This window comes from bacterium (assembly GCA_008933615.1).
Lineage (GTDB): Bacteria > CLD3 > CLD3 > SB21 > SB21 > SB21.
Genome location: WBUR01000007.1, coordinates 93,349 through 114,844, shown reverse-complemented (window position 1 = coordinate 114,844; position 21,496 = coordinate 93,349). Strand labels below are relative to the sequence as shown.

Annotated in this window: 10 protein-coding genes, 1 tRNA gene, 1 other RNA gene and 2 pseudogenes; 10 read left to right on the top strand and 4 right to left on the bottom strand. The window is 42.7% G+C overall.

What is annotated here, in order from left to right; all coding sequences use genetic code 11:
* The 7 genes from F9K33_04300 to F9K33_04270 form a co-directional block, all read left to right on the top strand.
* Window positions 1–573 (top strand): DUF481 domain-containing protein (locus F9K33_04300; GenBank protein KAB2880777.1); only part of this gene is annotated, 573 nt, incomplete at its 5' end.
* Between the two features lie 20 nt (window positions 574–593).
* Window positions 594–5,147 carry a PAS domain S-box protein gene (locus F9K33_04295; protein KAB2880776.1) on the top strand — a complete coding sequence of 1,518 codons (4,554 nt, stop codon included), beginning with the start codon at window positions 594–596 and terminating at the stop codon, window positions 5,145–5,147.
* 129 nt (window positions 5,148–5,276) lie between these two features.
* Window positions 5,277–5,349 (top strand) — tRNA-Lys (locus F9K33_04290).
* A gap of 135 nt (window positions 5,350–5,484) precedes the next feature.
* Window positions 5,485–5,863, top strand: a transfer-messenger RNA (tmRNA) gene (gene ssrA / locus F9K33_04285).
* Window positions 5,864–6,029: 166 nt separating this feature from the next.
* On the top strand, window positions 6,030–6,422 hold the full coding sequence (locus F9K33_04280; GenBank protein KAB2880775.1) for a hypothetical protein: 393 nt from the start codon (window positions 6,030–6,032) through the stop codon (window positions 6,420–6,422).
* Window positions 6,423–6,504: 82 nt separating this feature from the next.
* On the top strand, window positions 6,505–8,025 hold the full coding sequence (locus F9K33_04275; protein ID KAB2880774.1) for an efflux RND transporter periplasmic adaptor subunit: 1,521 nt from the start codon (window positions 6,505–6,507) through the stop codon (window positions 8,023–8,025).
* Between the two features lie 27 nt (window positions 8,026–8,052).
* Entirely contained in the window at window positions 8,053–11,136 is a 3,084-nt protein-coding gene (locus tag F9K33_04270; protein KAB2880773.1) for an efflux RND transporter permease subunit, read from the top strand.
* Between the two features lie 155 nt (window positions 11,137–11,291).
* Here F9K33_04270 and F9K33_04265 read toward each other — a convergent pair whose 3' ends face one another.
* Window positions 11,292–13,127 carry a DUF4209 domain-containing protein gene (locus tag F9K33_04265; GenBank protein ID KAB2880772.1) on the bottom strand — a complete coding sequence of 612 codons (1,836 nt, stop codon included), beginning with the start codon at window positions 13,125–13,127 and terminating at the stop codon, window positions 11,292–11,294.
* Window positions 13,128–13,458: 331 nt separating this feature from the next.
* Between F9K33_04265 and F9K33_04260 the strand changes: the two are divergent.
* Window positions 13,459–16,735, top strand: a pseudogene (locus tag F9K33_04260) (glycosyl hydrolase).
* A gap of 87 nt (window positions 16,736–16,822) precedes the next feature.
* On the opposite strand, the gene F9K33_04255 reads toward F9K33_04260, so the two are convergent.
* The 3 genes and pseudogenes from F9K33_04255 to F9K33_04245 all read right to left on the bottom strand — a co-directional run bounded on the left by F9K33_04255 (window position 16,823) and on the right by F9K33_04245 (window position 19,660).
* Complete coding sequence (locus F9K33_04255; GenBank protein KAB2880771.1) at window positions 16,823–17,170, bottom strand: ribonuclease E inhibitor RraB; 348 nt, start codon at window positions 17,168–17,170, stop codon at window positions 16,823–16,825.
* Between the two features lie 77 nt (window positions 17,171–17,247).
* Window positions 17,248–18,742, bottom strand: a pseudogene (locus tag F9K33_04250) (ABC-ATPase domain-containing protein).
* A gap of 12 nt (window positions 18,743–18,754) precedes the next feature.
* A complete protein-coding gene (locus F9K33_04245; protein ID KAB2880770.1) occupies window positions 18,755–19,660 on the bottom strand; it encodes a MarR family transcriptional regulator in 906 nt (301 codons plus the stop codon).
* 143 nt (window positions 19,661–19,803) lie between these two features.
* Here F9K33_04245 and F9K33_04240 point away from each other — a divergent pair, with 143 nt between their 5' ends.
* Window positions 19,804–20,406 carry a sigma-70 family RNA polymerase sigma factor gene (locus tag F9K33_04240; protein KAB2880769.1) on the top strand — a complete coding sequence of 201 codons (603 nt, stop codon included), beginning with the start codon at window positions 19,804–19,806 and terminating at the stop codon, window positions 20,404–20,406.
* Between the two features lie 19 nt (window positions 20,407–20,425).
* Window positions 20,426–21,478 (top strand): hypothetical protein, encoded by a 1,053-nt coding sequence (locus F9K33_04235; protein KAB2880768.1) that lies wholly within the window; start codon window positions 20,426–20,428, stop codon window positions 21,476–21,478.
* The last annotated feature ends 18 nt before the right edge of the window (window positions 21,479–21,496 follow it).

Genomic DNA, 21,496 nt, shown 5'->3' with positions numbered 1-21,496 from the left:
ACCAATTATTATTCATTTCTTATATTGAATTATGAGCGCGGGAAAAGCGGAGGCGACTTATTTTCTGATAAAGGTTTTTTACACGCAAGAGTCACGCGCGATCTAAGTGCGTCTTGGATTGCGGAAGCGTTTTTTCAGAGGGAATTTAATAAACTTATATTATTAAAAGATCGCCGCGTTTTAGGGGCAGGCTTGCGATACGAAGTTCGCAATATCGACACCTCTCTGGGCCGTCCGCAAAAACTATTTTTAGGAGTAGGGTCAGGCCTGATGCATGAACGTGAAGTGACAACAGAGCCTCCGGACACAAAGACGTTAGTTCGTTCAACGAACTATTTGTCTTTTACATGGAAGCCGGATACACGTCTGTCGTTTTCCTCGACCGCTTATATTCAGATGGCATTACAGCGTAGTTCCGATTACAGGGTTATTAATGAAAATTCACTATCTTTTTCGTTTACCGAGTCATTAAACTTTCTGACAGCGGTAAGTTTACGTTTTGACCACGAGCCGCCGCCGGATATTAAAAAGTACGATCTCTCAATAACCAACGGTATAACTGTTCAGTTCTAAATTTTGCGTCAAGTTGTTTTATGTTAAAAACAGTAAAAGTTCCAAAAGAGTTTGAACCGTTATTTACGCGCGCGCAAAAATTTGTAAGCACGTATTTTAAAGAACGTAAGGAGAACGCGAGTAAAGGCACGATTGAAATTTTCGGCCAGCGCTACATCTTTGTTCGCGCCGCCTCCATGTCCGTTGAGTTTTTTGAGATGATCAAGAATACCTATAGGGACAAAAGCGAAGAAGAAGCGTTGGCAGTAGCGCGCAGCCTGCTTTTTGATATAGCGCATGCGATCGGCGTTGCGGATGCCCGTTCATTTCATAAAAAAATGAAGCTGAAAGATCCTATCGAAAAGCTATCCGCCGGGCCGATTCATTTTTCTCATTCCGGTTGGGCCTTCGTAGATATTTTTCCGGAAAGCCGCCCGACGCCGGATGAAAATTATTATCTTATTTACGACCATCCGTATTCATTCGAATCGGATTCTTGGATCAAAGCAAAGAAGAAAGTTGATTTCCCGGTATGCGTAATGAATTCCGGATATTCTTCCGGATGGTGCGAAGAAAGTTTCGGCATCAAGCTGGTTGCAACGGAAATATTATGTAAAGCCAAAGGCGATGATCACTGCCGGTTCATTATGGGGCATCCGTCAAGAGTAGGAGGATACATCAAAGACTATCTCCAGGCGCAACCCAAGCTTTCCAAAAAGATAACGAAGTATGAGATCCCGGGTTTTTTCAGCAGGAAAACAGCGGAAGACGAATTGAGGAAAACGTTGGATGAACTGGAGATACGCATTGAAGAGCGCACCGCTGAATTAACAAAAACAAATACAAAGCTCAAAAAGGAGATAATAAAACGTCAAGAACGCGAAACAGCGCTCCGGCAGTCGGAAGAGGCCTATCGCAAGTTAATTGAGACGGCTAACGACGCCATTTTTGTAGCAAATGCGAAAACGGGCATCGTGATCAATGCTAATAAAAAAGCGGAGGAATTAATCGGTTTACCGGCTGAAAAGATCATTGGGATGCACCAGTCGGAGTTACATCCGCCTGAAGATGCAGAAAAAACAACAGATACTTTTCAAAATTTAGCTCAAAAACCGGAAGGACACACCGACTTCTTTCATGTTCAGCATGTTGACGGAAGAAAAATTCCTGTGGAAATAAGCTCGAGCATATCGGAACTGGGAGGAGAAAGAATTGTTCAGGGTATTTTCCGTGACATGACCGAGCGTGAAAAAAGTTTAATGACGGAGCGGTTGCGTGCAGAAAAGACAATCCGGTATCAGGAAGTTTTACTGGAATTATCCAAAATCGATCATAGCGATCTGGATTTGGTATTAAAAAAAATTACTCAGGTCAACGCTAAAACGCTTGAAGTTGAACGCGTCGGCGTATGGTTTTTCAGCGAAGACGGATCGTCGATCATCACTAATTATCTGTATGTTAATAGCAAAGATCAGTATGTGGCAGAAGAAAGATTAAATGTCAGAGATTACCCCTCCTATTTTGAAGCTTTAAGCAGCAATCGTATTGTTATAGCGACGGACATCCATACCAATCCGGCAACACGAGAACTGGCGCGTGATTATTTCGCACCGTTAGATATTCGTTCCATGATGGATATTCCGATCCGCTTTCACGGAAAAGCTTATGGAGTGATTTGTCATGAACAAGTCGGCAAAACCAGAGAATGGAGTATTGAAGATCAGGAGTTTGCAACGTCGGTAGCGGATACTATTTCACTTGCACTGGAATCTTCAGAACGTTCCAGAGTCGAAAGAAAAAATATTCAATATGTGCGTGAACTTGAAGCTCTTGCTAAGGTTAGTCAATTACTCGGCCATACGATAGAGGTCAAACCGCTTTTAGAAAATATGCTTCAAACTTTGAAGACGGCAATTCCCGCAGTTGAAAAAGGTTCAATCATGTTGCTTGATGAAAAAAGCCAGGAATTGTATTGTGGAGCACTTATGGGTTATGCCGATCCGAGAATTAAAGTTCTGCGGATATCGGTTACTATGGGATACAGCGGTTTTGCTATTCGGGAGAGAAGAGGTATTTTGGTTTCCGATGTAAATGAACATAAATATGAAGGGGACATAGAGGAAATCACTGAACTCAAAAGCGCCATAGTCACTCCGCTCATTACGAAGAAGCGTATTGTAGGGACGATTGCTCTAGAAACCTCCGTCAAAACCGATGCATTCACGGATGATGACTTGCGCTTACTCAACGTTTTTGCCGGTACCGCCTCCACCGTTATCGAAAACGCGCAATTGTACGAGAATTTAATTCAAAGTGAACTCCGATACCGTACGTTTGTCGAGTCCTTTCACGACACCATTTTCATTATGGATTATTCGATGCGTATGTTATATGCGAATCCGTCTTTGGAAAGGCAGACGGGTTATTCGCTCAATGATTTTCAATTTTTGCAGGAAGAAAACCCGTTCATTCATCCGGACGACCAGAAGCGCGTTGCAAGTTTCGTTAGGCGATTTATTGTGGGCTCAGAGGCCTATTCCGATACGATTGAAAACCGGTTCATCGACAAATGGGGCAATGTTCACTGGTATACCTCCGTCATATCAAAGATTACATATAATGATCAGCCTGCTTTGCAATTTATTACTTATGATATTTCCGATAGAAAAAGAGCGGAAGAAGCGTTACGGGAAAGTGAACAACAGTACCGGGCACTAATTGAACAATCTTCTAATCCCGTGTATATCATTCAATTTGATAAATTGATACTGGTCAATGAAGCTTGGGAAAAATTGTTTGAGTATAATCGAGCCGAGGTCATGGCGCCGGGGTTTGATTATATGAATTTGATAACGCCTGAAAATCATGATATGATATGGGAACGAAGAAGAAAAAGAAAACTTGGAGAAAAAGTTGAAAATCATTACGAGTTGAGCGTTATAACAAAGAGCGGGCTGAAACGCGATGTAGAAGTTTCAGTTGCGGAGATTACCTGGAAAAACCACCCCGCTATTCAGGGCGTTTACTATGACATCACTGAACGTAAGAAAGCCGAAGCGGCTATTGCCGAAGAAAAAGAGTTGCTCATGGTCACATTGCGGTCGATCGGTGATGGAGTGATTACCACAGATGTGAACGGACATATTATCTTGATGAATAAAGTAGCTGAATCACTGACAGGCTGGACCCAGGAAGAAGTTCTGAATCAACCGATCGATCAGGTTTTGAATATCGCGAACTACAAAACCCGTGAGAAATTCACCAATCCCATATCAAAAATTATTAATTCGGACGGGTTTTTTGAGTTACTCAACGATACTATTTTAATCGCCAGGGACGGATCTGAAAGATTGATCACGGACAGCGGCGCGCCGATCAAAAACAAAGACGGTGAAGTTATCGGAACGGTCATCGTTTTTCGTGATGTGACAGAGAAACGCAAAATGGAAGAAGAAAGAATAAAATCCATAAAGCTTGAATCCGTAGGGCTTTTGGCGGGCGGCATCGCGCACGATTTCAATAATATCTTAACGGCCATCTTGGGAAATATTGCTCTCGCAAAAATGGACGTAGAATCGAATAATAAAGAACGATTGACAGATATCCTAAATAGATCTGAAAAGGCCTCTTATCGCGCCAAAGAACTCACGCAGCAATTACTCACGTTTTCCCGCGGAGGAACGCCTATACGAAAAGCCGCTGCGGTAGGTGAATTAATACGTGAATCCGCAGACTTCATGATTCGCGGTTCCAATGTATTATGTGAATACCAGATAGCGGACGATCTGTGGCATGCAGAAATTGATCAAGGGCAAATCGGCCAAGTTATTCATAATTTGGTAATAAACTCCATACAGGCCATGCCGGACGGCGGTTTTATTAGAATATTCGCTGAGAATATTCACGTGGACGAACTTTCATTAACTCCGCGAAGCGGGAATTATGTCAAGATCATTTTTAAAGATATGGGTATGGGAATTCCGCCTGAACATCTCGCTAAAATATTTGATCCGTACTTTACTACCAAACAGAAAGGCAGCGGGCTTGGGCTTGCAACCTGTTATTCTATAATAAAAAAGCATGACGGACATATTACGGTCGAATCCCAACTGGGTTCAGGGACAACTTTTTTCATTTATTTACCCGCATCCGGACACCAGATCTCCAAACCGGAAGAATACAAAATGTCGATCGGGCAGGGATCGGGCCGAATATTGATTATGGATGACGAAGAAGATATTCGTGATATTACCTCACGCATATTGAAAAAAATAGGATACGAATCGGCTGCAGCCGGCGACGGGATTGAGGCAATTAAGATGTATAAAGAAGCTAAAGATGCGGGAAAAGGATTTGATGCGGTGATTATGGATCTGACAATACCGGGCGGTATGGGAGGCAAGGATGCGATCAAAAAGTTACTCGAGTACGATCCGCAGGCTAAAGTGATTGTTGCGAGCGGCTATTCCAATGATCCGGTCATTTCCAATTTCCGTAAACACGGCTTTTCCGGATTTATAGTGAAACCATACGACATCGAGGAGTTTAAGATCCTTTTGCATAACGTGCTTTCACAGAGCGAATCAAGAACTTGATTAGACGTAGAAAAATCTTGCAAAGGAAAGTCTTTTTATATAGATTTGCCCCGTTCGTCAATGATCAATGAATAATGAGTACTAGGAACTCGGATATTTTTAAATTATTAATCAGTATTCATTTTTTCCGCGACCATAGCTCAATTGGCAGAGCAAATGACTCTTAATCATTAGGTTGAAGGTTCGATTCCTTCTGGTCGCACAAAACAGTGGTCAGTTAACAGTTTACATTGACCAAAAAGGCTTTTTTGAATTGGAATAAATTTTATTCTGTCATGTTGTATATTTAGACAACTAACTGCTAACTGATCACTGTAAATTGTTCATTGAAAATATTGGGGACGAACTGGCTTCGACGGGTCTAGGTCGCTAAGGGTTGCGTGCCGCGCTTTTTCTGTGTGCGCGTTAAATAAGCGGAAAAAAGATAAACAACAACAATGCATACGCATTGGCTGCTTAAGGATTAATTTCCTGCAGTCCGTTTTAACTTACTCCCGTTTGTTGGGGTTTGTTAAAATGTCATTTCAGACAAACTAGCCGATGTCCAATGCTCGGAGGACAAAGGCGAATACTCCGCCAAAAGCGGAGTATCGAGCTCGCTGATTCGTTTTTTGGCCGTTTTTTATGGATCAGTTAAAACCAAAACAGGCCTACGCATGTAGACATCTTTAGTAGCTTACTCTCGGACACGGGTTCAATTCCCGTCGTCTCCACCCATTGAAAAACCATTAACCGCAAAGCGCGCAAAGAACGCAGAGGTTAATGGTTTTTTGTTTAGAAGGGCTTTTTCGTTTTTATGACGTGAGCTTCCATGACGCGTGTAAAACTTTATGTGGATAAAGAAAACTTGACGGAAGATTTTTAAAACTGTATGTTGCTGGTATGAAGAATTTCAAAACTATTAGCCGATACTTTCTTGCGGCGAGCTACCTGTTCACACTTGTTACAGCGGCCGGCTCTCATTTCCACATGGATTTAGACCACCACGATCAAGATCTTGTGTTCCATGCTCACGAAGATTTTTTTATCACGAATCATGATGCGGGTTTTGAGTCACATGAAACCGATCATGCTGTTGTTATAGTCAAGAATGAAGCTACTCAGCGAAAAACTCAAGCTCCTCTAAATAATCAGAATTTTCAGGTTACTGAAATTGAGCGTTTTCAAAGCGATGATCCTTTTCCGGATGATTTTAGTTTGGTTTTTGAATCCCCGCCAAAATTCATATCTCCATTTGACTTAAGTAATTTTGGCCGCTCTCCACCCATTAGCTAGCCTCTTCCTTCTCAAAAGATTTTAGTAGTGTCTTTTGAGACAAAACTCTTTTCCCAATTCAAGACATCACGAAAGTTCTTTTATGAGACAATTTTGCCTTATGGCTATAGTCTATTCTCTAATATGGGGTTGCTCAACCCAGCAAAAAGAGATCGTACATCAAGTCACAGGCGGCGGATCCGTCACAATTTGGACAAGCAAAACGGAGCTCTTTATGGAACATCCGGCTTTAATCGTCGGACGTGAAGCGCGTTTTGCCGTTCATCTCACAACACTCGAGAGTTTCAAAGCCGTTAGCGAAGGAAGTATCACATTGATATTCGAATCCAATGGCACAACCTTTCAAACAACGGAGTCGAAACCGACATCGCCCGGTATTTACAGGCCTACTGTAAAGTTTGAAAAAAGCGGCACGTATTCTCTTGCATTGATTCTCGGCGAGCCAAATAAAGATACGGTTCGTGTGAATACCATTGCCGTTTATGAATCTGAAAAAGATATTCCTGAATCCTCCGAAGAAAAATCCAATGAACAAACTATTTCATTTCTCAAAGAACAGCAATGGAAGATCGATTTTCGCACAGAGCCTGTTCAAAAAGGAGTAATCACCGGTTCCGTACCGGGTGCAGGAGAAATTATTCCCCGGCTTAACGGCGATATTATTGTATCTGCGCCATTTGCCGGATTGATTTTGCCGGAAGACAATCTATCCGTTCCAGCGCCAGGATCATATGTCAGCAAAGGACAATCGCTTGCAACAATGGCACCGGCCGTTCAGCAACCGGATGGCGGCGAACCGTTTGCGGAACAATATGCAAACGCAGAGAATGAACTTTACGTCACGAGGCAAGACTTCGAGCGGGTAAAAAAACTTTTCGATCAAAAGCTTGCTTCGCTAAAAGAATTTGAAGAAGCTGAGGCGAAATACAAAAAAGCGGAAGGCCGTTTGAATGGAATTTCACGCTTCGTGCGATTTGATACAGGAAACCAGAAAAACTACAACTTTACCTTAACTTCACCCATTGAAGGGCGAATCGCCGAAGTGAACTTTAAAATTGGGAAACAATTTAATGCCGGTGAGCCTTTATTTCGGATTGTCAATACGAATAGGGTCTGGCTAAAAACAGCGGTCCCTGTCACGGAAATCGGCAAGATTGGCAGGGTTGTTAATGCAGAATTTGTGATTCCAGGGTTTAATTCGCGTTTTGAAGTCCATCAGAATAACGGAAAGCTGATCAGTATCGGCTCGGTCGTAGATGAGAAAAGCCGGACGGTTCCCTTGATTTTCGAAATATCAAATCCGAACGATCAATTTCGCATCGGCATGTTTGCCACCGTCCATGTCAAAACCGGAAGAGCCGATACGGTCCTTTCTGTGCCGGAAACTGCTTTGATCGAAGAAGAAGGCCATTATGCACTGTATGTTCATGCCGAAGGCGAGTCGTTTGTAAAACGTATGGTTGAACTTGGTGAGCGCGACGGAAAAAGGGTGGGAATTCTTAGCGGTCTTCACGAAGGTGAACGTGTCGTAACGGTTGGGGCATACCAAGTACGTTTGGCATCCGTTTCAAGCCAGTTGCCCGCTCACGGCCATGAACATTAAACTCATTAACCTAAATAAAGAATAATTATGCTTGATAAAATCATACAGGCGTCTCTAAAAAACAAATTACTGGTGGTATTGAGCGCGATAGGCATTTTGATCGGCGGGACGTACGTTCTCTTCCGTATACCGGTTGATGTTTTTCCTGATCTCACCGCGCCAACGGTAACCATCTTAACCGAAGCGCACGGCATGGCGCCGGAAGAAGTCGAGACTTTAGTGACCTTCCCCATCGAGACTTCCGTCAATGGAGCGACTAATGTCCGCCGCGTTCGTTCATCGACTGCCATGGGCATCTCAATCGTTTGGGTTGAGTTTGAGTGGGGCACGGACATTTTCATTGCGCGGCAAATCATCAACGAAAAATTACAATTGATTTCCGGCCAATTGCCTAAAGGTGTTTCTCCACCCGTACTCGCGCCTATATCGTCGATTATGGGCGAAATCATGCTCATTAGCCTTTCAAGTGACCGTCATTCCGAGCTTGATGTCCGCTCCGCTGCAGACTGGACTATACGGAAACGACTTTTAGCTATTCCGGGAGTTTCACAAGTAGTCCCAATTGGAGGCGGAACAAAACAATACCAAGTGCTTGTCGATCCTGAAAAGCTCATTGCCTACGAGGTTACATTACAACAAGTTCTGAAAGCGGTTGAGACATCCAATCAAAATTCTTCCGGCGGCGTTTTTATGGAAAAAGGCCAGGAATACCTGATTCGTGGCCTTGGGCGTGTCTATTCGCCAGCGGACGTCGAACAGTCAGCCATTGCGGTAAGAAATGGTTCGCCTATTCTAGTTCGCGATGTTGCTGAAGTCAAAATCGGCGCAGCAACGAAGATCGGGGACGCTTCGGTCAACGCGATGCCGGCTGTGATTATCTCCATTCAAAAACAACCGGCCGCAAATACCTTGTCTTTAACTGAGCGGATCGAATCCGAATTGGTCAATATCCAGGGTTCCCTTCCTGAAGGCATGACCATCAACAAACATATTTTTCGCCAGGCTGATTTCATCCAGGTTGCCATTGATAATGTCGCGGTGGCTCTTAGGGATGGGGCGTTATTGGTAATCATGGTGTTATTTTTGTTTCTTGGAAATTTCAGAACGACGTTCATCTCGCTGACCGCAATGCCGCTTTCCTTAATCTCCGCCGTTTTCGTGATGAAACTTTTTGATATTACGATCAACACGATGACTCTTGGAGGAATGGTTATCGCCGTTGGAGCCATTGTGGATGACGCGATCATCGATGTGGAAAATGTATTTCGAAGGCTTAAAGAGAATAATCAACTCCCCGAGTCGGCCCGCAAACCTGCGATGGAAATAATATTCTCTGCATCAAAAGAAATACGTTCATCTATCGTCAATGCTACTCTGATTATTGTAGTTGTTTTCTTGCCATTGTTTTTCCTCGGCGGCGTCGAGGGCAGGCTCTTACAGCCGCTGGGAATTGCTTATGTCGCATCGGTTTCCGCATCTTTAGTCGTTGCGTTAACGCTCACGCCAGCGCTTTGTGCGTATATCCTGCCGACAATGAAATTCATGACGCATGCCAGTGACAGCTATGTAGTCAGGAATTTAAAACGTTGGTATAAAAAAACTTTAACCGTTGTACTTGCGAAGCCCAATCTGGTTCTGGCGTCAGCCATGATTACGCTTTTGGCCGCCTTATCGATAGTGCCGTTTTTAGGCCGTTCGTTCTTACCTGAATTCAACGAAGGCTCGCTCACTATCAACGTGGTGACCATGCCGGGTACATCGCTTGAAGAATCTAATAAAATCGGCTCGATGGTTGAAACTATTTTACTCGGCCATCCATCCATTAAATCAACGGCCAGACGAACGGGACGCGCTGAACTTGACGAACATGCCCAAGGGGTCAACGCGGCTGAACTGGATGCACGTTTTGAACTCAACGGAACGTCTAAGGAAGAAATGTTTAATGATTTGCGGCAAAAGCTCAGCGTGGTTCCCGGAACTAACATAACCATTGGTCAGCCTCTGGGTCATAGAATTGATCACATGTTGTCCGGCACACGCGCGAATATCGCCGTTAAAGTTTTTGGGCCGGACCTTTACCGCCTGCGTTTTATCGGCCAGGAAGTCAAGAAACAAATGGAGGATATTGAAGGTATCGCTGATTTGGCATTGGAACAACAAATCGAAGTTCCTCAAATTACCGTTAAAGCTAATCGCACCATGATGGCTCGTTATGGATTGACCGTTGCCGATTTATCCGAAGCGATAGATGTGGCGTTTAACGGGGAAGTCGTTTCACAAATTGTAGAAGAACAAAAGACGTTTGATCTTTTAGTGCGTTATGATGAGGCCCATCGCGGAAGCATCGAAAAAATCAAACAAATGATGATCGATACGCCGATGGGTATTCGTGTTTCGATTGGCGAAGTTGCAACTATCGCCTCGCAAAAAGGCCCCAATACCATTAGCCGTGAGAATGTTCAAAGAAAGATTGTTGTACAAGCCAATGTTTCCGATCGCGATTTGCGGAGCGTGGTTAACGACATTAAAGTTCGGATAGAAAACAACGTAAAGCTTCCGGAAGGTTATCATATTGAATATGGCGGCCAGTTTGAGACGGAGCAAGAAGCATCAAAAACCATTGGTTTCCTTAGCGTGGCGGCTATTTTGATTGTTTTCCTGATTCTTTTTTTCGAATTCAAGTCCCTACGGACGGCCTTCATCGTTATGGTCAATCTTCCTCTGGCGTTGATTGGCGGCATTGCCGCCGTTTTTATCTCCGACGGAATTGTGAGCGTGGCCTCGTTGATCGGCTTTATCACGTTATTCGGAATTGCGACCCGAAACGGAATTCTTATGGTTGCCCATTACCAGCATCTCATAGGTGAAGGAAAAGAATTTCGTGAGGCCATCTTTCAGGGCTCCATTGACCGATTAACCCCTGTTCTTATGACGGCGCTCACGGCAGCACTAGCTTTGATTCCTCTGGTTTTGTCGGCCGATCAACCGGGAAGCGAAATACAGGCTCCGATGGCTGTCGTTATTCTTGGCGGGCTACTGAGTTCAACGGCACTAAACATGATCGTTATTCCGGCATTATTCGTCAGATTTGGCAGGAATAATTCCAATTGAATCTAAAGTCTAGCTTTGATTTTTTGTTATAAAGGTGTTCGACAAAAGGTCGCTCGTCTTTACCCAATACAAAAACCATTAACCGCAGAGCGCGCAAAGAACGCAAAGGTTAATGGTTTTTTTCGTTTTTTATAACTCAGAAATTGATAATGACACTAAGTTTCTGCCGGTTCTTTTGCAATAACTTGAAATCTTGAAAGCTTCAAAATCGCAATAATCAAAAGATGAGCTGCTGTAACTGTATATTCATCAGGCCCGAAAAAAGCATGAGCCACCTGATTTCGTAAATTATACCCGACATGCTCAACAAGCAAAAACCGAAGGAAAAAACTATCATTTTGACCGATTAACGCCAGAAGCTTCTCTTCTCGCAAAAGAGTGTTTATATCCTTTTGGCGATATGTAATTCTTCCCTGTCCATCATTTTGAGAAATAAAAGCTGTGATTCCTGAAAACTCACAAATATCCCTAAGTAGTCCTTCGATCTTCAAAGCTAACGAATCGACAACTAACACGAAATTCGGTTTTCGATCATCATCCAAGAGCCAAAAGTATATTTCTGTAAAATAGCTTTGAACTCCGGGCGAAAGAATATCTAACCAACGATAGGAATAGGAATTACCCTTACGTGTTTTCCTAGTAATCTCTTTTGTAAGCCACGAATCTCTATCGAGAAAGGAACAAAAAGATTCGTATGAAATCTTTCTATGTCGAATTAAATCAATCATTATGTAATGCAAAAAATGAAGATGGGCCGCCTGAAGGCTCAAGTCAAATCCCTGAAGAATGGCAAATTGCATTCGTTCCTCATCGTTGCCAAAATGCTGGATTGGATGTCCCCACTTATCATAAATCGTCTTTGGCATTAGATATTGTAATGGAAATTCATTCTTTGACTTTTCAGCCTGGTCCGCCAAGTCTTCGTATCGAGGGAGTAAATTTTTGTTTGAAATCAAGTACTTGAACACATCGTCGTTGTTCAATGCCTTTAGCCGATTAGATTCCGATTTTGCATGTTCCATTACATCAGATATGTCAATATCGTGAGAAACAGAACCAAGTTGGAATGATTGTTTCAATTGATTGAATTTTAATTCTAATTCCGAAACCTTTGTTCTATCGTTAATTTGTTTGTATAACTCCAAAGCGTGAGAGCAAAACGTCAAGGCAACACTATCTTCATCATTTCGGGTTTCCATTTGCTTTTCATAAACTTCAGCCATGCGTCGTTTCCAGCCCGTTGAGTCTTTCTTTATTTTAAGGTCTACGCGTTCGGCCAGTTCAAATAATTTGATTGCCGAAGGCCAATGATCTTTTTTAAGTTCAACATCGGCGACGGATGTCAATACCCCAGTGATATTTAGGAAATCGCTATCTTTGAAAACCTTTGCCTGATCTATTATCAAATTAGTCAATTCAAACCGGAGATAGAAAGATGAAGAACTATTAATATAAAACTCATTGATCAAACGTAACACTTCTGTCTTTAATACATCGGCCTTATATTTGGTCGAAATAGAAATGCGAAAGGCATTTAGAAGCGTATCAACTAAGTGAAGTCCGTGATGTTTATCTGGTTCCGCCTGATCAAGTTTTTCCAATAGAATAATTGATGCTAAATAAGAGTCTACTGCCGTTTTTGCATAATCGAAATTTCGTCTTGGTGATAGCCAAAGGATATGAGCGTATCGCGCTTTAACAGGCGGGTTTTTCGATGAGTTTAGGCGGGTGACGAGGTAGTCGTAGGTCTGATCTGTAAAGGTTTTTAATGCTGGAAATTCATGGTCACCAGATTTCCACATGGAGTGGAGTTCGTTTTTGATAATCCGAAATGAGAAAAATTCAATTTCCCATTGGGCAATTTGTGCAATTTCCTCAAACCCATTTTCCTTTTTTTCATCTCTTACTTTAAGGAAATCGCCAGTGACATCATGCCAAAAATTGTTTTCGGAATGGGACTCGAGCTTTTCGTAAACTTCTTCTAACTCCATTAATTATGGCCTCAATTATCGGATCTTATCCAAAGCACTTCATCAAAAGTTATACAAGCTTTTTTTTAAAACAAAACGTAATTTTACACTTTGATCTCATATCCGCAAACAGGCTTATTCAAACGACCAAAAGATTGTTTGTCTCCGCGCAAAGAACGTAGAGGTTAATGGTTTTTTTGTTTAAACTCCAATCTTGACAATCGCAAAAAGTTCTGCAACCTTTAAGCTATGGCGGCGTATATCTTTCCGCACAATCCATCCTGTAGATCATTCGATTTCAGGGAATAAGATTCAAATAGTTATTAAAACACCTACCATAGAAAGGAATATTATGAAACTGACGAAATTGATTCTGGTCTATTGTGTGCTCGCACTGGCCTCTACTTCAATCATGGCTCAAAAAACGAATGCTCCGTCTTTGGCCGATTCTTTAAAAAACATTTCGCTTTCCGGATTGAGACTCAGAAGTATCGGCCCCGCGTTTACGGGCGGCCGTGTGGTTGATATTGCGGTAAATCCGAATAACCATGCTGAATATTTCGTTGCATCCGGCCACGGATCTTTATGGAAGACGACCAACAACGGTATCACATTCTCTCCTGTGTTTGACGGACAAAAATCTTTTTCGATCGGGTGCGTCACGGTTGATCCTTCTAATACTAATGTTGTGTGGGTCGGAACCGGCGAAAACAATAATCAGTCCAATGTAATTTTCGGCGACGGCGTTTACCGAAGCGAAGATGGTGGGAAAACCTGGAAGAATATGGGACTGAGCCAATCTGAATACATCGGTGGAATCGTGGTTGATCCGGGAAACTCAAATGTCGTTTATGTTGCGGCTTACGGTCCTTTCAGAAATGAAGGCGGAGAGAGAGGGGTTTATAAAACAACCGACGGCGGAAAGACATGGACACGTGTTCTTTATGTCAGCGAATATACCGGCTGTTATCAAGTGCATATGGATCCGAGATTTTCAAATATACTCTATGCCGTGGCACATCAGCGGTTCAAGAAACTATTTTCAACAGTTCAAGGCGGCCCAGAAAGCGCAATTTACCGAAGTACGGACAGCGGGACGACATGGCAAAAGGTTATGAACGGCCTGCCTTCGGAAGATGTAGGAAGAATTGGCATGGCAATTTCGCCGGCTAACCCGGATGTATTGTATGCGATTGTGCAGGCCAAAGAAAAAGGAGGCGTATACAGGAGTCAGGATCGAGGCACCAGCTGGACCAAGCGCAGTAGTTACGTATCAACGTACGCTTTCTATTTTCAGGAATTGTTCTGCGACCCCAAAGACGAAAACCTTGTTTATAGTATGGACGTATTCAATCAGGTGAGTCGTGACGGCGGAACAACCTGGAGCAATCTGGGTGAAAAATTCAAACACGTCGATAATCACGCGCTGTGGATCGATCCGTCCAACAACAAACATTTACTATCAGGCAATGACGGCGGAGTATACGAATCCTGGGATCAGGGTAAAGTTTGGGACTTCAAAAATAATCTGCCAATTGCAGAAATATATAAAGTATCAACAGATAATGCGTTGCCGTTTTATAATGTGTACGCCGGAACACAAGATAATAACAGTTTTGCGGGGCCGTCCCGGACGATCAGTTCGGCAGGAATTACCAACCAGGATTGGCTTTTCACCTTAGGCGGCGATGGATTTGAAACGCAGGCAGACTGGAAAGATCCGGATATACTGTATGTGCAATCACAAAACGGCGGTTTAGTGCGGTATGATAAAAAAACAGGCGAGCAGTTGTATATTAAGCCTATTGATACTGCGGATGTTGCGTATCGATTCGATTGGGACGCGGCGCTGCTGATATCGCATCATGATAATAAGCGTTTATACTTTGGCGGCAATAGACTTTTTCGTACAGATGATCGCGGTAATACATGGAGCCTTATCAGTCCCGATCTGACCCGCGGAGTTCCGCAAAAAATATTAAGAATGCAGGGCAAAAGTTGGAGTTTTGATGAGTTGGCATCAAAAGGATCGATGGCGCAGATCACCGCTATTGCTGAATCTCCCTTAGATCAGAATATTTTATATGTTGGATCCGGAGACGGATTGATTTATGTGACCGCCGACGGAGGAAAAACATGGACGAAACCGGCGCCCATTCCTGGATTGCCTGAATATGCCAGGATACATCAGATCATTGCATCTGTCCATGATAAATCCGTAGCCTATGCGGCGTGTCATAATTTTTCGGAAGGCGATTACAAGCCATATTTATTGAAAACGACCGACGGCGGGAAAACATGGGGTTCCATCAACGCCAATCTGCCAAAAAGAGGATCAACTTACACTATTGCCGAAGATCATGTCGACCCCAAACTTTTGTTTACCGGCACATTGTTCGGGTTATATTTTTCTAATACGGGAGGCCAGGAATGGATCCCCTTCAATAACGGTATGCCGGCAATGGCAGTAATGGATATGGCCATTCAACGAAGAGAGAATGACCTCGTGGTTTCCACCTTCGGGAGAGGAATATATATTCTGGACGATTATTCATCCTTACGAAATCTGTCTAAAGAAACGTTACAAAAAGACGCTGTTCTATTTCCGATCAAAGATGCACAGATGTTTATCCCGTCCCTTCCGTTTGGCTTTCCCGGAGTCGGATTCCAAGGCGGAGGTTTTTTCTCAACGCCGAATCCCGATATCGGCGCCGTATTTACTTATTATGTTAAGGATGATTTCAAGTCTTTGAAACAAAAAAGAAGAGACTTAGAAAAGGAAAAACAAAAAAAAAGGGGAAGAAGTAGAATTTCCGCCGTACAACGTCTTACGTAAAGAAGCCGATGAGCTGGAGCCGTATTTATTATTTACTATAACGGATGAGGCGGGAAACCCGGTTCGTAAAATAAAAACCTCGATCAGCAAAGGTCTGAACAGGCTGGCTTGGGATTTTCGTTATAATGTATTTTCGCCAATTTCGTTAACGCCGTTTGATAATACCGTTCCATGGAACGAACCCGATAAAGGATACATGGTTGTTCCGGGAAAATACAGAGTGTCACTGGCAAAATTTGACAAAGGCCAGCTGACAGAGCTGGTCCCCGCGCAGGCTTTTAATTGCAAGCCTCTGAAGGCGGCCAGTCTGCCGGAACCTGACAATAAGAAACTGGATGAATTCAATAGAAGAGTCGCGGAATTGGTTCGCGCAATTACCGGAGCCGATGCCTACCGCGGCGAGCTCGTCGATAAGATTCCATATTTAAAAAAGGCGGTAACAGAAACCGGAAAATTGCCTCAGGATACGTATCAAACGGTTTTATCAATTGAAGAAAAACTAAAAGTATTGAACAGGAAATTGAACGGAGATCAGCTGAGAGCCACGTACGAAAGTGCCGCGCCAACATCGTTGAGAGGAAAAGTAGAGACTGTCACCGGAAGTTTGTGGAGCACGACGTCCGAGCCAACAACTACCTTTTACCATCTGTACGATGTCGCGGCCGATCAGTTTGGAGAGATTCTGGTTTCTTTGAAAACGATTGGTGAAGAAGTAAAGCGCGTTGAAACGGATCTTGAAAAATACGGGGCTCCTCATACACCCGGTCGTCTGCCGGAATGGAAGAAAAACTAGAGAATAAGAGATGCTAGAGAATGGTAGTCGCAGGCTTCAACCTGCGCAAGCTGAAGCTTGCGGCTACCTATTTACTACAATTTTTATCTAAATATACAAAGGGCTTTCCCATCCGTCGAATTCTCCTCCAAGGTCCGATGCGAGCTTAATGCAAAACTGCATTACCCCATCAATCAACGCTTCATCCGGCACGTGCGGACAGGCGATTAAACACAGCCATTGGCCATCCATTGAGGCTGTGACGTCTGCTGACAATTCTGCTTCTACGGCTTTTTGGCTTGCCTTTTGAGCGCATGTTTCAGATGGAAAATATAACCAGAATGTTATCTCGTGTTTCGCATCGAGATCGGAGCCGAAACGATTCAACTGTCCGATAAGAAACGAACCGGAATGCGGATGAATGGGATTCATTGGTTTTGTATTTCGTATTATCATGTCCCGCAAATTTCGCAGACTTTCGCAGAGGCTTTTATCTGCGGGAATTAGAAAATTCTATTTCACCTTTATTCTCTTCACATCACGTTCGATTCCTTTTGAATAACATCAAAACCTCGTAAACGATTTAAAGTTAATGCCAATTCAAGCCCTCTAAACCAAGCAAAATGACCGGAAATTTTGTCGCTTATGACATCTATGCCATGTTCGTCGATATCTTTTATAACACGATCAATAACTTCCCGCAAAGTATATTTTGTATTCATATATTTTTTAGAATATACAAGGGCATATCCCAAGGCCTTTGTTTGAGACAGCTCCACAAGTTGCTCTAAATCGGTAAGGTCAATATCTTGTCTGCCAAAATGTAACCGATGCACTTCTTTTGCATAGACCTAAGTAGAGTTGTTTTACTTTGTCAATGAAAGCCGTGATCGGTTCATCTGCTTTGTTGACTAATTTCTGCATTTTAACGTCGCGAATCATAAAATTGGTCGCGCACGTATCTTCATCCATCAACAAAACCTCTGTCCCGGCTTCAAGGGCTTCTATTATATTAGCCGCCTGCGATGTGCTTCCGCTGGCATTTTGAGTAGAAAATGATGTCGTAGCCTTTTGAAACGGAAGATTCTTTATAAAAGGCGAGATGTCGGTTTTAGAAACGCTCCTGCCATCGTATGCCCGTATCTTTGCGGTCTGCATTGCCGTTACGCATAGTTCTCTTCCGTCTCCGGGAATGTGATTATAGATTCCTGTCTCCAAGGCTTTTAACAATGTTGATTTCCCATGATAGCCTCCACCCGTAATTAATGTAACCCCTTTAGGAATCGCCATTCCTTTTATAGAACCGGCATGAGGAAGTTCTATTTCCTTAACTAAGCTTTCGGGGCTAACAAACGGAACTGCATTTTTGTCGGATGTGGGTTTCTCGCTAATACCGCTTTCGCGAGGTAGAATGGAATTATTTGCGATGTAAGCGATCAAGCCTAGCGAATCGAGAGAATCGCGCAAATATTCCGCATCTTCTGCGGCCGCTATATGTCTCTGAAGTATCTTGTGATCAATATTTTTACTTAACAAAGACTCATCGACGATTCGAGGAAGTTCGGTGAGGAACATTTCTTCTGCAATGCTCGAAACCACTTTTCTGCCGTCTGCGGGCATGCCCAGAAAACAGCGCACTTCGATGACTTCATCCGTGACAACAACACTGCTTCTTTCCAAGATCGCTTGTCCCGGTTGATTGATCGTGATAATCCCGCCATAACCCGTTCCACAATGACCTTTGGAAAATTTCTGACAGGAATCAAAAAAACGCCTTGCCAAAAAATCGGTGAGTGCGATTTTTTGTATTTTCGATCCTATGTTGCAAGTAATGATCCGGTTATCGTTGCGTTGAACTTGGATACGATAAATGCCGGTATGCGGCGGGGCATAAGGATCTTTGGGTATTTGCTGAATAAAGAGTTTAAACAGGCCGAAGTCATAAGCGCCTAATAACGACTGATACGCTCCATAATCCTGGCTATCCATTGACTGTAATTTTTGTTTGAGGATGTGTGAAGTTAACATTTCACTTAAGAGCTAAAGATCTTTAAGATACCATGCATCACATTTATGGTGACCCGTGTTGCCCAAATGAGAAGTGAGTAATTTAAATCCGGATTTTTGATATAGGCGATTTGCTTCCTGCATTCGTTTTAATGTTTCAAGATAACAATGAGTATAACCCAACTCTTTTGCACGCGTTAAGCATAAGTTCAGAATTTTTTTACCAAGGCCAAAACCTCGTAATTCAGGTAAAAAATACATTTTTTTTAATTCACAAATATGAGGTTCAGCACCAATTAGCGGTGCAATTCCACCGCCACCTAGAATTTGTCTGTTGCATTCGATAACAAAATATGCCGAACGATTAGTGTTATAGGAATCGAACATCGTATCCACTTCTTTGTCTTGTATGGAAAAGCCGGCGCCAACAGCGCCATACTCCGTCATGGTTTGTCTGATAATCTTAGCGATAAAAGGGTCGTCGCCCCGACGAATCGGACGTATGTTGTATTTCTCACCATGCCGCCGCCGCCATAATGATTTAGCGTAAAGGCGAAGGCCGTTATAGACGTTTTCTATTTCCTCCTTCTCCAACAGTTCGCACGCTGCGCTGACTTGCTGATTAGCCAGCCGGTCAATATTGCGAAGCTTCGCAGTGCCCGAAGCAGTGAGTCGTAATTCCTTTTGTCTTGCATCGTGTCTTGCCGTAGTCACCGAGATCAATTTTTTTCTTTGTAAAGCCGTAGCTATTCGGCTTATGGTTGACTTATCAAGATTCAACAGATCGGCTAATTCGCTTGCTGTGAGTACTTTGTGGTGGTCAACTTCGATTAGCGTGTGTATCTCAGAGTGGGTCAAACCCGTGTTACGGAAAGTGCGCCCGAGCATATTAAGCTCGCGAACCATGCGCCGAGACTCTTCTCTTAACAGGTGGATCATTTCTTTATTGTTTAAATATTCAAGTAATTAGTTGTATTTAACAACTATATTAAAAAAGAAACAAAGTGTCAAGAATGATTTGAAATATTTCAAGGCTTAATTTATTTTGCAACCTTTTTTAAATTAATGCATTATAGGTAGATATGGATCAACCAGTCAAAAAACTTGAAACGGCAATCGGTGATTTTCTGGAGAATGAACGGAGACTGATCGAAAGGGCAAGAACCTATCCATTGGCGTTCGGAGAATTATTTGATCGCTATTATGATGAGGTTTACCGCTATTTACTTCACCGTACTGCCAATGTAGAATTGGCGCGAGATATCGCCGCAGATACTTTTCATATTGCGCTCAAGAAACTTTGGCTTTTTCGATGGAAACAGGTGCCATTCTCCGCATGGCTTTTTAGGATAGCTACCAATGAGGTTAACGGCTATTTCAGAAAACATAAAAATTATAAAACAACCTCCATTGAGGATTTTGTCGATCTTTTGACCGAGGAATCAAACTCAGCAGATTTTGAGTTATTGGAGTCTGAAAGAGAACTGCAGCAGAAGTCTTATTTTATTAAGATGCATAAGCTGTTAAGCCAACTGAATTCAAAATATCAGAGCGTAATCGTTCTCAGATTTTTTGAAGGAAAGACATTATCGGAAATTGCAGATATCCTCGCTAAACCCGAAGGTACAGTTAAGTCTTTGGTTCATAGAGCATTGGAGCAATTAAAAGAGGGCATGAAAAGTTAGCAAGCGTGAAAGTTGAGATATGGATACTCAAAAATTAATTGAAGAATTAGAAAAAACACCATTGCCTGAACGTGTGCCCCTGACATTTAAGAACAAACTGCGAAGGCAATTACTGAACTCACCCTATTTTAAAAAAACATCCCTGAGGCGTAGTACAATAAAGTATGTTATCAGCACCGCCGTTACAGCGGCGGCAACCGCAGTGATCATTTTATATATGATGACACCGCCAACTTTTTCTTCTGCAAATGAGCTTCTTACTCATATCGAATCGGCTTACACGCGTATGGCCGGAGATGGGCAAATGCACTACCTTCGGACGCTTTTTAAAACATTGTCGGGAAGAACTCCCGTGGAGGAAGAGGAATGGTCTTATGACCGCCATCGTCAGTTCAGCATCAAGACTCGAAATGCGGTAACGGGCGAAGAATTGGGGCATACTATAAAAACGAACGGAAAAATGTATTCGAAACAGCATGAACAAATAAAATTTAAGTTCAACATTGAAGAAAAATCCATTCCTGCCAAAAATAACGGCAAAACTATCACGACAGAAGTTAAAGATCTTCGCGTTTTGGTTGTTCCATTACCGGAGGACAGAAAAACGCTTCAGGTATACATATTCAATGATAGCTGGACGCCCGAATCATTTTCAAAAAGAACTCCCTTGGAAATTGTACAAACGCTAAAAACGGACTCACTTGTGACCTATGCCGGTAGAGAGACAAGTTCCGACGGCGATATGTACGAAGTTCTCGAAGTGAATCACAGCAACGACTTGTACTTATTCAGGATCACGGATGATCCAAAGGCTGGTCAAACCATTTCAAAGTTAATTGAGCTGGTCGAAAAAGGCGAATCGCCAAAATCTGAAAAAATAGATGTTCGGGAGATCGTAAAAATTGATATGAAAAAGAACAAGATCTTTCATGTTTCCCATTCTGTGAGACAAAATGGCCATGAGATCGAGCGATTTGACCTGACTTTCCTCGAAGAAAAGTATCTTGATTATGATCCGGATATTTTTAATCCCCAACGTAATAATTTGAAAGAATTAGTATTGACCGAATAAAATTAATTATGGACATAA

Coding starts and splice junctions, on each gene's coding strand:
- F9K33_04295 (KAB2880776.1), top strand. CDS start 594: ATGTTAAAAACAGTAAAAGTTCCAAAAGAGTTTGAACCGTTATTTACG.
- F9K33_04280 (KAB2880775.1), top strand. CDS start 6,030: ATGAAGAATTTCAAAACTATTAGCCGATACTTTCTTGCGGCGAGCTAC.
- F9K33_04275 (KAB2880774.1), top strand. CDS start 6,505: ATGAGACAATTTTGCCTTATGGCTATAGTCTATTCTCTAATATGGGGT.
- F9K33_04270 (KAB2880773.1), top strand. CDS start 8,053: ATGCTTGATAAAATCATACAGGCGTCTCTAAAAAACAAATTACTGGTG.
- F9K33_04265 (KAB2880772.1), bottom strand. CDS start 13,127: ATGGAGTTAGAAGAAGTTTACGAAAAGCTCGAGTCCCATTCCGAAAAC.
- F9K33_04255 (KAB2880771.1), bottom strand. CDS start 17,170: ATGATAATACGAAATACAAAACCAATGAATCCCATTCATCCGCATTCC.
- F9K33_04245 (KAB2880770.1), bottom strand. CDS start 19,660: ATGATCCACCTGTTAAGAGAAGAGTCTCGGCGCATGGTTCGCGAGCTT.
- F9K33_04240 (KAB2880769.1), top strand. CDS start 19,804: ATGGATCAACCAGTCAAAAAACTTGAAACGGCAATCGGTGATTTTCTG.
- F9K33_04235 (KAB2880768.1), top strand. CDS start 20,426: ATGGATACTCAAAAATTAATTGAAGAATTAGAAAAAACACCATTGCCT.